We start from the raw sequence: 13,666 nt of genomic DNA, 5'->3' as shown, positions 1-13,666 counted from the left end.
TATTAAAATAGGGTAATTGGCAAAAATCTAAGAGATAAAAAATAAGGAAAATAAAAGTAAACAGTTTTTATCAACGAATGGGTTTAATTAAATCCGTCAGCAAATTTGCGAAGAACAAGCTGTTTCGCAACAATATCATAATAAGTCAAAATGGTATAATTACTTAGTTTAACAGAATTAGGAAGAACTGCTTCTCGATGGGAATCTAAAAAGTAGAAGATTTTATCTGTAGCAAAAGGTTCGTGTGTTTCTTGTGTTGGTTCTAGTTTTTTTGTCCATATGCTTTCGAAAAAAACAGAATAATTGGTCTCGACATTATAATAATTATTTGAAGGAAAATCTCCAAAAGGATCACTAAAATTAAAGCCATTAATAGATACCGTATTAAAATCTCTTCCGCTTCCTCCTAGTGTGATAAAGAGATTTTTCTCGTTTTTATAAACCGAAACTCCAGCGTCTAGGGAAGATAAAGCTTTTAAAAATTTCGCTGTATTCTTTAACTTTCTGGGCTCACGATCTTCAATTTGCATTAGTAAAGGGGAATTGCTAAAACGAATGGTGTCTTTTTTTGAAACCGCAAAAGACTTTATCGATTCACCAGATCCATAATCTTTGATGTCAAGCAAAAGCTCATCGGCATTAAGATTAATTTGATATAATTTATTCTCGTGATAATAAGAATTAGATGTTTTTGGGTTTTTATCTCCAACCGGTTTTAAAAATGTCTTTTCTTTTATTTCTAGGTTTTCTAAATTAATATCAAACAATTGCGTTTTTCTAAAGTTTTGATCTAAAGTTAGAATCAAGCGATTAGGAAGGGTATAAATTTTACTTTTGGCAGTAACCTTATACAACGGATTGTATTCGCCAGATCCCATCAGTTCTATTGGATTTTCAAACAAAATTTGATGAAATGTTTTAGGCTGGTTTTTCTGATCTATAAATTTGAAAGCGCTAAAATCTAAAAACTTTTGTTCGGCCATTCCGTTTTTAAAAATAAAAGCAATTAAAGCCTCTTTTGTTCGATCTTTCATCAACAAATAGAAGTTGTTGTCTTTCTGATAATTTGTTATTAGCGAATTCTCTTCAAGCGGAATCTGAAATTTTAATGCTCTAGAGGTTTTGTTTTCCAGATAATATTTAATTAAAATAATTGATTTGTCTTCTTTCGAAAACCAATATAAAGTAGGATTTCCATCTTCGCTGAAACTGTAACCCATTAAAGATCTGTTTTGAGTATACTGACGATTTGTAACAAATTTATCTCTAAGAAATAAAGCACTATTGTACTTTAATATCGAAAGGCTATCTGCACTGGCAGCAAAAAGAAAAACATCATGAGTAATCGTATTTTCACCAATCATAATTTCAGATTGGCCAATTTGGTTTTTTAAATCTATTGCATAAGAAGTTAGTACTGTTTGACTTAACAAAACAGAACTAGAGATAAAAAACAAAAAAAGAAAAATTCGCTTCATATGTTTTTGGGCACAAAAATCATTCCGATTATTTTACTGATTCATAAGCTCTTGAAAAAGATCTACAAACTGACCAACATGCATTCCGTCCATTAAACCATGATGAACATAAACGGCCATTGACATGGTTCTTTTTCCAGTTTCGGAAACCATCATTTTGCCAAACGAAATTTTTGGACAGCTGTCTGGATACGTAAAACTGCGTGCATGAGTTATCGAACTAAAATTCAACCACGGAATTGCCGAAAAATGAATCAGATTATCATCATCAAAAGATCTGGTAAAAAGTCCGTTTGTGTTTTGAATGCGCTCGATTTCGCTTAAGGCAATTTGTTCAAATGTTTTAAAATCTGGATGATATTCAATTAAAGAAAATCCGAAAGTGCCATCTTCACGACCAATTGTTGCCGATGCATCAATTTGATCGTTTATGTATATTTTGTCTTCTGAAATTCGATATTTAAAATTTTCAATGGCGTTTACCGCAGCCAAAGTTTTATGCAAATAGAAAATGAAGAAAGAAGCGTTTATACTTTTTGCGGTTTGATACGCTTTGGTGCAGTCAATTTCTACGGTGACTCCAAAAAAGGGTTCTTCCATTTGTTTGAAATGGGCAAAATGCTCTTTTCTATTCCAATTTTCTAGGTCTAATAATGTTTTCATTATAATAAATTCGGAACCACTTCTGCAATAGTTTCAAATGAACTAAAATGCTCGTGTTCTATAGTATGATTAATTTTTTCGTGTTCCCAAGTAGTATGAAATGGAATATGAACAGCATAACCGCCAATTCCTAAAACAGGAAGAACATCTGATTTTAATGAATTTCCGATCATCAAAAACTCATGTGCTTGGATGTCTAAACGACCTAAAAGTTTCTGATAATCGATTTCTTGTTTGTCTGACATTACTTCGATATGATGAAAATAATGCCCCAAACCAGAACGATGCAATTTGCTGTGCTGATCTTTTAAATCGCCTTTTGTAGCAACGACCAATTTGTATTTTCCTTTTAAGGCTTCAAGAGTTTCTTCAATTCCGTCTAGCAATTCGATTGGTTTTTCCAGTAATTCTTTTCCGTATTGAATGATTTTTTCAATAACTTCAACAGGAATTGTATTGTTAGAAATATTCATTGCCGCTTCAATCATCGAAAGAATGTATCCTTTGATTCCATATCCGTACAAAGGCAGATTGGCAATTTCTATTTTGAATAATTCCTGCGAAATGCCTTGATGTGAAAGGTAATCTTCCATCAAGGCGCAAAATTTATGTTCGGTTTCCTCGAAATAAGGTTCGTTTACAAACAAAGTATCATCGGCATCAAAAGCGATTACTTTTAAGTTTGGTATTTTAGTTTTATGTAACATAGAGTTTTTTGTTTCAAGTTCTGTTTGTTTCAGGTTTCAAGTTTTTTTGCCACAGATTATTAAGATTAAAATGATTTTTTATTTGCTTAATCTGCCATTCCGATGGCTATCGGGAGCTTGATATTTTTTTAAAATTAATTAATAATCTGTGTTAATTTTTTAAATCTGTGGAAATCTGTGAACTGTTCTTTACTTAGAAAAAAGCCCTTTCAAAGAAATCGTTTTATCGTAAAACGTAATTCGGATTCCGAAAAGCAGAATGATTCCGCCAAAAACCATCTGTAAAGTTATTTGTTCTTCCAAAAACAACCAAGCTAAAATTGAGGTAATTACAGCTTGACTCAATAAACTTAGCGAAACCCTCGTTGCACGCATGTGCTGAGTCGCATAACTAATCGAAAGCCAAGCGCATAATTGGCAAATAACAGCTTGAAGCACGAGAACAAACCAGCCAGTATTTGAAAATCCGGTGAAAGGTTCGCCTAATGCATAACATAAAATTCCTAAATAAATGCTTGAAGCGAATAAACTAATCGTCATAAACGAAAGAACATCGACCTCTGAAAGGACATTTTTGCTGACCAAAAGATAAATGGAATATAGAATGCCAGATAAAACGGCAAATAGAAATGCTTTATCGAAGTTTAAATCGATAAAAAATTCAAAACCAACCAAAGTGACCATTCCGAATAAAGCGACTAATGTTCCGATCCAGAAATTTGTTGCAGGTTTTGCTTTCAGAAAAAAGAAAGAACCAACACCAACCCAAACTGGAGATAAATTGGTTAAAAGTGAAGCCTGAGTCGCGCTTGATTCCTGAATAGCGATATTCCAAACGGCAACATCAGACGAAAATAAAACACCGCAAAGTATTGCTAAAAGTGCAAATTTTAGTTTTGGAAGTTTAAAGTTTCTGCTAAAAATAACGTAAGGCAAAAGTAGCACCACAGCAAAAAACATCCGGTAAAAAGCCGAAATTAATCCTGGTGTTAAACGTAATTTTACCAATATCGGGAAAATAGATATGCAGAGTATACCGCAGATTAATGCTAATCTTGGTTTGGTGAGTTTCATTAGATGTATTTTATTCTTGTATTATTTTTCAAAGATAATTCAGAAAGCGACTATTTTGAAAGGAAAAAGCGCGAATCGATTAAAAATGTTAATCGGTTCGCACTTTTTTATGAGAGAATTTAAAAATTATACTTCTTTTTCTACAACTTCAATAGTTGGCGGAATTTCGGGTTTGTCTTCATCTTTTAAATAATTCGGTAAATTCAACCCCGCCATGTTGAAATAAATCATTCAATGGTGGTACATGTAAGCTGAAAAAATGAAGAATTACTTTCTGTAACTGTAGCTACGTTGTTTAGAAATCCCTAAAAACAAATTGATCTTTTACATGATTGTTTTTAATTGTCCAGACAACATTGTAGGCACCAGCGGCATCTCCATTTGACATTGCTATAAAAATGGTTTTATCAGAACCTATAAAAATTTGTGTGTTTTCGAAATTGGGACTGTACATTCCGATAAGATTATTTGTTGGGATAGTATAAGTCTCATTTTTATTGAAAATTTTTATACTTTTTATTTCAATGAGTTTCTCAGGTATTATTCCGTCAATTCCCCAAGGATATTGATCGTCTATTTTTGATACAAAACCATCTTGTCTTTTAATTTGATGTTGTTTAGGAATAAATTTTCCGGTTTTAATAGTAATGACAAGATCATCATTTTTGAATTCTGCGTTATTTTCTGAAATAATCTTCATTTTTAATTTTGGCAGATTACTTAAATATTCTATTCTGCTTTTGTGAATGTAGCCATAAGCCTGATCTTCGGTTTTATTTGCCGAACTTGCTTTTTGTTTTGAAATTCCATAGGTAATGGAAACCCATTCATTTTTTTCGTTTTCTAAGACATCCAAATCTTCAAAAACTTGATTTTCAAAAATTTTTCCAACTATTTTTGATTTTACATTATTATTTTCCCTAACATTTACAAAGCCATCTTTGTCTTTAATAATTGCAAAAGCAGCTATGTATTGGGCTTGAGACCAGGTAAAACTTAAAAGAAGAAATAGTATAAAGATCAATTTTATTTGTTTGCTCATGATTTATTGTTTTTTTAACGAAAAGCGCAAATCAATTAAAATTAGTAATTGATTCACGCTTTTTTGTTGTTTTTAAGCAGCTAAAAATTTACTGCAAGCTTTCTGAATTTGTTTATCCGAAAACGGTTCGAGTGTTTCGGCAAGCATTTCACTGGTTTTGATGCATTCCATCATTTTTGATCTTAGCTCTTTGTCATCTCCCAAATCTGTTTCAAGAATTCGCTTGAAAATTTCAGACAGATAATGGGGCTGTTCTCTAAAATCTCCTTCAAACCATAAGTCTGAAAGGAATTTTGCGATTGATGGCATTACATCTTGATGTGTCGGTTTTTCATTTTCTCTTTTTTGCATAAACCTGAAAATATTAAACGCACGAATCCCTCGTTTTAGATGTGCAAAAAATACCCCATAGGGATAGGTTTTCCCATTGTTTCCGCAGGGACATCATGACGAGGGATTCGCTTATGTTAACTTTGTTTGAAAGTTCCTAAATAAATCCTATAGTGTATTTTTTGCAGAACAAACTTACAAATATAAATTTGAAAGAAACAATAAAATGTAAGAATTTTATTCGTATTTTAATTCTGCAATCTTGTCATTTCGAGGAACGAGAAATCGCACTAGAAACTCAACAACAGTGCGTGAATCTCGCGTGCGATTTCTCGTTCCTCGAAATGACAAACGATATGCTTAATATCTAAATCGGTTTAATTTACTGTCGCTCCATTTGGCGCATCAGCATCTGGATTTACAAAAACCAGTTTTCCTTCTGCGTTTGTTGTCATCAAGATCATTCCTTGGCTTTCAACACCACGTAAAGCTCTTGGAGCAAGGTTCGCTAAAACAGAAACACGTTTTCCGATGATTTCTTCTGGCGAAAAACTCTCAGCAATTCCTGAAACAATTGTACGAACATCGATTCCTGTATCTACTTTAAGAACCAAAAGTTTGTTTGCTTTTGGCATTTTTTCAGCTTCCAAAATAGTTCCGATACGAATATCCATTTTCGCAAAATCATCAAACTGAATTAAATCTTTTTGTGGTTCTGCTTGTTTGTTTTCAGCAATATTTGCGGTTTTTGTCGCTTCCAATTTATCTACTTGTTTTTGTATTTCTTCGTCTTCAATTTTAGCGAAAAGTAATTCTGCCTCGCCAATTTTATGTCCTGCTGGAATTAAATCTGAGTTTTCAGAAATGTCATTCCAACCTAAAGTTTTCTCAATAAATATATCTTTTGCATCACGATCTTTCTCTTTCAAGAATTTACTGAAACCTGCAAAATGCTCTTTAAGGTCAGCTAAATTCAAGATTTTAGAAAGTTTCGCAGCCGTAAAAGGTAAAAACGGTTCAGCTAAAACGCTCAACGCCGCAGCGATTTGCAAGGCCACATACATTTGAGTTTTTACACGCTCTGGATTGTCTTTCATTACTTTCCAAGGCTCTTCGTCTGCTAGGTATTTATTTCCTAAACGAGCCACATTCATCAATTCGCCCAAAGCTTCACGGAATCTGTAGCGTTCCACAGAGCTTGCAATTACAGCTGGATACGCTTTTAATTCGTTTAAAGTTTGTTCATCAACTTCTGAGAATTCGTTTGGAGTTGGGATAACGCCATCGTAATATTTATTAGTTAAAACTACAACACGATTCACGAAGTTTCCGAAAACAGCAACTAATTCATTGTTATTTCTAGCTTGGAAATCTTTCCAAGTAAAGTCATTATCTTTTGTTTCAGGAGCGTTTGATGTTAAAGCGTAACGTAAAACATCTTGCTTATCTGGAAACTCTTCTAAATATTCGTGCAACCAAACTGCCCAGTTTTTAGAAGTCGAAAGTTTGTTTCCTTCCAAGTTCAAAAACTCATTTGCAGGAACGTTGTCTGGTAAAATATAGCTTCCTTCAGCTTTTAACATTGCTGGGAAAATGATACAGTGAAAAACAATATTGTCTTTTCCGATAAAGTGAACCAATTTCGTTTCTTCATCTTTCCAATACGGTTCCCAATCTTTTCCTTCGCGCGCAGCCCATTCTTTTGTAGAAGAAATGTAACCAATTGGCGCGTCAAACCAAACATATAGTTTTTTGCCTTCGGCACCTTCAACAGGAACATCAATTCCCCAGTCTAAGTCACGCGTTACGGCGCGAGGCTCTAATCCGGCGTCGATCCAAGATTTTACTTGTCCGTAAACGTTCGTTTTCCAATCGTTTTTATGTCCGACTAAAATCCATTCTGTTAAGAAATCAGAATATCTGTCTAAAGGTAAAAACCAGTGTTTAGTTTCTTTAAGAATAGGAGTTTCTCCCGTAATAGTCGATTTTGGGTTAATCAGATCGGTTGCGTTTAAAGTAGATCCGCAATTTTCGCACTGATCTCCGTAAGCTCCATCATTACCACATTTTGGACAAGTTCCCACAACAAAACGATCTGCTAAAAACTGATTTGCTTTTGCATCGTACAATTGTTCTGTAACTTCTTCAATAAAATCGCCTTTATCATACAATGTTCTAAAGAATTCCGAAGCTGTGTCGTGATGAATTTTAGCCGAAGTTCTTGAATAGTTGTTGAATGAAATTCCGAAATCTTCAAATGATTTGCGGATAATCCCATCATATTTATCAATAACTTGCTGTGGTGTAATTCCTTCTTTTTTGGCTTTCATAGAGATTGCAACTCCATGTTCATCGCTTCCGCAAATAAATGCTACATCTTTTCCTTGCAATCTTAAATATCTCGAATATATATCTGCAGGCACATAAACTCCCGCCAAGTGACCAATATGAATAGGTCCGTTGGTGTAAGGCAATGCCGCCGTGATCGTATATCTCTTTGGATTCTGTGTCATTAATATGAATTTTAGAGTGCAAAAATAAGCAATAGAATTGAGATTTTAATATTACACGAAGATTCACAGAGAATTTCGCAGAGATTCGCTAAGATTTTTTTGATTTTAGTTCTCGCAAAGTCGCGGAGACGCAAAGTTTTTTGTTTTTAAGTTAAGAATTAACCATACAGTTTGTCATTTCGAGGAACGAGAAATCTTCGCGAGTAACTCCGCTCCTAAAATAGCCAATCTTTGTGGAGATTTCTCGTTCCTCGAAATGACAAACTATTCCTAAAAACTTCGCGCCTCTGCGACTTTGCGAGATTATTTTTAACTTCTTTCATAAAAAACTTTGCGAATCTCTGCGAAATTCTTCGTGCATCTCTGTGTAAAAACTTAACAAAATTTCACTCCATTAAAACCTTATGGTCTTTTTGACTATATTTGAAAAAAATATCAAAACATACATCATGAATAAAATATATCTAACCTTTTTAGTATTGTTTTCGCTTTGTGGTTATTCTCAATCACAATTAGAAAAGGATTTAAAACAAGGACAATATTCTAATCCAATTTTTGCGGGTGATTATCCCGATCCGAGTTTGTTGCGCGACGGAAAGGATTATTATGTCGTTCATTCTTCATTCGATTATTATCCAGGACTTTTAATTTGGCATTCTACCGATTTAATGAATTGGGAACCGGTAACCAATGCGCTTCATAAATATGTTGGCGCAGTTTGGGCACCCGATTTAATCAAGTACAACAATAAATATTATATCTATTTTCCTGCGAATAATACCAACTTCGTAGTTTCAGCCGATTCTATAAATGGGCCTTGGAGCGAACCAGTAGATTTGAAAATTGGCAACATAGATCCTGGACACGTAACAGATGATAAAGGGAATAGATATTTATATTTCAGCAATGGAGGCTATGTCGCTTTATCCAAAGACGGACTTTCGGTAACAAGCGAGTTAAAACATGTTTACGACGGATGGAAAATTCCGCGTGAATGGAGTATTGAATGTTTTTGTATGGAAAGGCCAAAATTATTCAAGCGTGGAGAATATTATTATTTAACGGTTGCCGAAGGAGGAACTGCGGGGCCCGCCACAAGTCATATGGTCATTTCGGCAAGATCAAAATCTCCATTAGGCCCTTGGGAAAACTCGCCTCATAATCCGATTGTGAGAACCAATAGCAGTTCTGAAACTTGGTGGTCAAAAGGACATAGCACCGTTTTTGAAGATGCAAACGGAAAATGGTGGATGATTTTTCATGGTTACGAAAAAGACTATTACAACTTAGGGCGCCAGACTTTATTGCAGCCTGTTGAATGGACAAAAGATGGCTGGTATAAAATTCCAGATAATATCGAGACCGATAAACCAATTGCAAAACCAGAAGGAAAAACGCTTCCTGAATTTTCTCTCAGTGACAATTTTGAAGGTTTGGCTCTTAAACCGCAATGGAAGTTTTATAGTGGAGTAGAAGCTTCAAGATTTAAAGTTGCCAATAACACTTTAACTATTGAAGGAAAAGGCGACGGAGTAGGAAACAGTTCGCCTCTAGTAGTTGTTCCAGGCGGACATTCGTATATGGCTGAAGTTGAAATGGAAATTGAAGGCAACGCAACAGGCGGATTAACGCTTTTTTACGATAATAAATATTACTCTGGAATACTAGCCGATCAGAACAACATTTTGGCAAACTTGAGAGGCTGGCAGTTTCCAACAGAAAAAAATACACATAATAGAAAAGTCTTTCTTCGTTTAAAGAATATCAAAAATACAGTCGATATGTTTTACAGTTTAAATGGAAAAGACTGGAAGAAAATTGAGAATTCAGTTGAGGTTTCAGGATACAATCATAATGTCTTAAGCGGATTTTTGGGATTAAGAATTGGTCTTTGTTCTATTGGAAAAGGAAGTGTGAAATTTAAGAATTTTGTTTACAAGACGCTGTAGGTTTTTTTGCCGCTAAGGCACAAAGACGCTAAGATTTTTATTAAGAATCTATTAAAATCCGCGTGCAACAATACGTTTTAGTTTTTTGCCACTAAGACACTAAGGCGCTAAATTTTATTGCTTCACGCAGATTTTAAAAGATTTTGGCAGATTAGCACAGATACTTAGTTAAGAAACTTCGATTCTTTAAAAAAAACTTAGCGCCTTAGCGTCTTCGTGGCAAATCCCCTCAATAAAATAGAACCAGTTTAAACTACGTTTCCCGCTTATAAATGAGAATATATTTCGCAATCTTTGCACTCGAAAAAAACAAGTTTATGAGCAAGACAAAATTAATCATCAATAAAAACGGATCAATCAAAATCGAAGGTGATTTTGAAATTATGGATCCAGAAGGAGCACTTTACGGTTTACAAGGAAGATCTTCATTAGGTCTTTGCCGTTGCGGATTATCTGCAAACAAACCATTCTGCGATGGAGGACACAGAAACAATTTCGAACACGATTCTGTTGCGTTTGATTTACCGCCAATGAAAACGAACTAAGAAGAATTATCTAGTTTTAAATAGTTAAACCGCATTCTGCCAGATGCGGTTTTTTTGTTTGATTTAATATACGATGCAGTTTTTAGTTTTTAAATAAAAACCTTGACTTTCTATTTTTTTCAATTGCCCCAATGAATCTATAGAAACGATAAATGATTCTTTGGATTCGGGGCAGTTGATATATTTCATGACTTTTAAATCATAACCATTTTTTGTTTTGAGATAACCATTCCCTTTTGGGTTATATGGATCAATATTAAAATCATGGATTTTAGCAATTAGAAAAGCTTCTTCTGGATTATCAATTTTATTTATAAAAGAAGCCAATTCTTTTTCATCATAAATATAATTCCATTTGGCATTTTCTAAATAAGCCACAGTATAGGAACAAGAAACTGGTTGACAGCCTTGAAAAAAACCACCATAAACTGGGGTGTAATTATATCGATTTTTTAATTTTTTATCTCCTTTATGAAAAATAGTTTTAGGTGTAATCGATAAGCAAAAGTTTACTTCCCAATAATCATAAGCTTTATTTGGATTAATTTTTTTTAGAAGGCTTTCCGTATCTACTTTTTCTGGGCGTAATGACTCATAGTTAGAGTTATTACAACCTAACAGAATTAGAAAGAGTAAGAATGCAGTTTTTTTCATTACTGTTTGTTTATATTAAACATATAATTCTCCTTTCATAGTAATAATCGAAGAACCGCCCACCAGAATATCTTCGTCACGATTCATGACTTCAATCATTGAGGGCTGCTTTAATTTAACTCCTTGAAGAATTTTATACTCTTTATCGGGTTTAGTAAATTTCTTTTGCGTTAAAAAACCAATTAAAGGGCCAGCGGCTGTTCCCGTTGCTGGGTCTTCATTTATTCCGATTATCGGATTAAAAAATCTTGTTTCAACTATATGTTCCTGACCTTCCTCTGCAGGAGCGAAACAATAAAAGCCTTCAAAATTATATTCTTTTGAGATCTGAATTAAAAGCTGGTTGTCTGGAACAAAGCTGTTCAATATCTGGCTGTTTTTTATAGGAACCATTGTATGCGCAACTTCTGTTTTAACTATTGTTGGAACAAAAGAATTTACATCCAAATCTTCGATCTTTAAACCCAGTGCCACCGCAATTCTATAAGTTGGAATTTCGCTTTTTATAACTGCCGATTTTTGATGCATTTGAACAACTGGTGAAAAATTATCCAAATCGAAACTTACTGATACAGGAATTGCCGAATGGTTCATAATTACAAACGGTTCGCTTTCATTTTGCTCCTCAAAAATGGGTATTCCTTTTAGAAGAGCTCCGCACACTGCGCCCAATAAATTGTGACCTGCGCCATCGATTTCAATTCCGGTTGGTGTAAACGAACGAACTACAAGTGCTTTTTCTCTTGTAGAATAATAGACAAATGAGGTTTCAGAATAGCGAAATTCTCTAGAAATATCCTGATAAGTTTCTAATTTTAAATTTCCATCTGTAAAAACAACCGAAAGTGGATTTCCTTTGTAGCTTTCGTTTGAGAATACGTCTAAAACGTAATATTCTAATGCTTTTCTTTCGCTCATACTTTCCTATTTTGAATCTAAAACGATTCTTAATGGAATAAAATTACGCTTTATTCTTGTATTTCAGAGACACGTTTTGTTTTTCATGGTTATTTTAATATTACTTTTTGGTTAAAAGTTGGCTTTCGAAAGCAAGAAATAAAAGCAGAAAAGTTAAAAAATACTAGGCAAAGATTTCATTTTGAATTAATTCAGTTAATTTTAAACCTTCAAAATAATGTTGTCGTTTTTATGATGTTTAAAAAGCTTTCGATAGGATTCTTTTTTCTTTTTCTAATAAATGAAGGGATGGCTCAAAATAAGATTAATCTTTTTTCTGAGATTAACTATAATTCGATTCCTGCAGTCAATTTAAATGAATATAAATCGGTTCAAGATCGCGACAACCGAATCCAAAATCCAAATATTGCTTTGGGAGTTGCTATTTCTGGCGGTGGATCGAGAGCCCAGTTTTTTAGCATGGGCATTCTTTTGGGTCTCGAAGAAATTCAAGAAGGCAATTCGAGTCGTAATTTTCTAAATGAAATCGATTATTTTTCGACTGTTTCTGGCGGATGCTATTCGGCGGGATATTACTTGACAATTCTGAAAAATAGATTGCAATATGATAATTGTTCCTTTAACGAATTTTATTTTTCAAAAGCCGATGCTTTCAAATCGGATGTCAATAAATCGGCTACTATTTTTTCTCTTTTAAATAATGGCAGAAACGAAAAAGGAGAAAAAGTCTCGATGGCGCAGCGTCTTGATCTGGAAGTTTTGCAATACGATAGCGCCAATCCAGAAAATCAGAATAAGTTTAAGACTCAAATGCTTTTGTCGGATTTCTTTATTCCGAAAGATAGCAAACTCAATCCGCAGTTGCCCATTATGGTGGCTAATGGAACGGCTTATAACAATGGAGAACGCTTTCCGTTTATGCCTCATATTATTCGAGCCTTAAAAATCAATTCGTCTTTGGCTCCAAATAAAGCTTCGCTTTCGCTTGACGAAAATCATATCAATAATGGATATGATTTTCCGCTGACTTATGCGATTACGGCTAGTTCTGCTTTTCCAGGAGTTCTTCCTAAAACGAAATTCGGAATCAAAAATCAAGATAAAATTTTATGTGTGATTGATGGTGGCGCTTCTGATAATATGGGTTACGAAACTTTGATAGAACTGCTTCACAATGATTCTAAAGTTAAAGACAAAAACAAAAAAGCACTTTTTATCGATTGTTTAGGGCAAGGAAAGAAAGCGCCTTTTATAAACGATGGTAAAATTGGATTGCTTTCTTTGCTGGAAACAGCTTCTTTATATACGGTTCAAACCAGATACATGACTTTTGAAAAAGATGTCGAAAATGTGCTGGAAAAATATAAAATTCCGACTTCAAATTATCAAGTTATTGGTTTTACAACTTTGCGTGATTATTTATTAACCTTAAAAAAGGATCAAGTTTATGAAGATTTAGTCGCGCAATTGAAAGAGACCGATGATGATGCTGGAAATTGGCTGAAACTTTATGGTAATTTTAAAGCAGAATTGATTGCAAAATTTGGTGCAGATAGTTTTAAGAAAGATAAATACGGCGAACCTATGCTTTCTAGTTTGGACAAAGAAAAATTTAAAGATTTTGATGCAAGCAAGCTTTTAATGCTATATGAATATGCTTCGCATGTTGAAACCAAACTAAAAACAACTCCAGAAGAAAAAGAAATGTTATTGCTATCTGGACGTTTTGCCGCTTATTTAAAAACCAATGAATTGAAAGATTTGCTGGTGGAGAATAAGGGAATTTATTAAAG

Annotated in this window: 12 protein-coding genes; 3 read left to right on the top strand and 9 right to left on the bottom strand. The window is 33.9% G+C overall.

Going from position 1 to position 13,666, the window contains the following annotated elements:
* Nucleotides 1-83 precede the first annotated feature (83 nt).
* The 7 genes from ACPWTF_RS11920 to metG form a co-directional block, all read right to left on the bottom strand.
* Entirely contained in the window at nt 84-1,478 is a 1,395-nt protein-coding gene (locus ACPWTF_RS11920) for a hypothetical protein (RefSeq protein ID WP_427875584.1), read from the bottom strand.
* A 33-nt stretch (nt 1,479-1,511) separates the two neighbouring features.
* Nucleotides 1,512-2,141 carry a CatA-like O-acetyltransferase gene (locus ACPWTF_RS11915; protein ID WP_427875583.1) on the bottom strand — a complete coding sequence of 210 codons (630 nt, stop codon included), beginning with the start codon at nt 2,139-2,141 and terminating at the stop codon, nt 1,512-1,514.
* Complete coding sequence (locus ACPWTF_RS11910) at nt 2,141-2,848, bottom strand: HAD family hydrolase (RefSeq protein ID WP_248728701.1); 708 nt, start codon at nt 2,846-2,848, stop codon at nt 2,141-2,143. The genes ACPWTF_RS11915 and ACPWTF_RS11910 overlap by 1 nt, the downstream gene beginning before the upstream one ends.
* A 189-nt stretch (nt 2,849-3,037) precedes the next feature.
* Nucleotides 3,038-3,922, bottom strand: a complete 885-nt coding sequence (locus ACPWTF_RS11905; RefSeq protein WP_427875582.1) for a DMT family transporter — start codon at nt 3,920-3,922, stop codon at nt 3,038-3,040.
* 295 nt (nt 3,923-4,217) lie between these two features.
* Complete coding sequence (locus ACPWTF_RS11900) at nt 4,218-4,964, bottom strand: SH3 domain-containing protein (protein WP_427875581.1); 747 nt, start codon at nt 4,962-4,964, stop codon at nt 4,218-4,220.
* Between the two features lie 72 nt (nt 4,965-5,036).
* The gene (locus ACPWTF_RS11895; RefSeq protein WP_427875580.1) at nt 5,037-5,315 is read right to left on the bottom strand and encodes a hypothetical protein; all 279 of its coding nucleotides are present in this window, start codon (nt 5,313-5,315) and stop codon (nt 5,037-5,039) included.
* 356 nt (nt 5,316-5,671) lie between these two features.
* Nucleotides 5,672-7,807: a methionine--tRNA ligase gene (gene metG / locus ACPWTF_RS11890; protein ID WP_427875579.1), complete on the bottom strand. Its 2,136-nt coding sequence runs from the start codon at nt 7,805-7,807 to the stop codon at nt 5,672-5,674.
* A 449-nt stretch (nt 7,808-8,256) separates the two neighbouring features.
* Here metG and ACPWTF_RS11885 point away from each other — a divergent pair, with 449 nt between their 5' ends.
* Together ACPWTF_RS11885 and ACPWTF_RS11880 are read left to right on the top strand one after the other, a co-directional pair.
* Nucleotides 8,257-9,756, top strand: coding sequence for a family 43 glycosylhydrolase (locus tag ACPWTF_RS11885; RefSeq protein WP_427875578.1), 1,500 nt, complete (start codon nt 8,257-8,259; stop codon nt 9,754-9,756).
* 317 nt (nt 9,757-10,073) lie between these two features.
* Nucleotides 10,074-10,301 (top strand): CDGSH iron-sulfur domain-containing protein, encoded by a 228-nt coding sequence (locus tag ACPWTF_RS11880; protein WP_427875577.1) that lies wholly within the window; start codon nt 10,074-10,076, stop codon nt 10,299-10,301.
* 63 nt (nt 10,302-10,364) lie between these two features.
* Here ACPWTF_RS11880 and ACPWTF_RS11875 read toward each other — a convergent pair whose 3' ends face one another.
* Nucleotides 10,365-10,955 carry a hypothetical protein gene (locus tag ACPWTF_RS11875; RefSeq protein WP_427875576.1) on the bottom strand — a complete coding sequence of 197 codons (591 nt, stop codon included), beginning with the start codon at nt 10,953-10,955 and terminating at the stop codon, nt 10,365-10,367.
* A gap of 15 nt (nt 10,956-10,970) precedes the next feature.
* Nucleotides 10,971-11,873, bottom strand: a complete 903-nt coding sequence (locus ACPWTF_RS11870) for a PhzF family phenazine biosynthesis protein (protein ID WP_427875575.1) — start codon at nt 11,871-11,873, stop codon at nt 10,971-10,973.
* Nucleotides 11,874-12,161: 288 nt separating this feature from the next.
* On the opposite strand from ACPWTF_RS11870, the gene ACPWTF_RS11865 reads away from it, so the two are divergent.
* Nucleotides 12,162-13,664 (top strand): patatin-like phospholipase family protein, encoded by a 1,503-nt coding sequence (locus ACPWTF_RS11865; RefSeq protein ID WP_427875574.1) that lies wholly within the window; start codon nt 12,162-12,164, stop codon nt 13,662-13,664.
* Nucleotides 13,665-13,666: the final 2 nt, after the last annotated feature.

It is taken from the genome of Flavobacterium sp. MMS24-S5 (assembly GCF_050320125.1).
GTDB classification, from domain to species: domain Bacteria; phylum Bacteroidota; class Bacteroidia; order Flavobacteriales; family Flavobacteriaceae; genus Flavobacterium; species Flavobacterium tyrosinilyticum.
The sequence above is the reverse complement of the archived record's forward strand: the minus strand, read 5'-3'. Positions and strand labels throughout refer to the sequence as shown.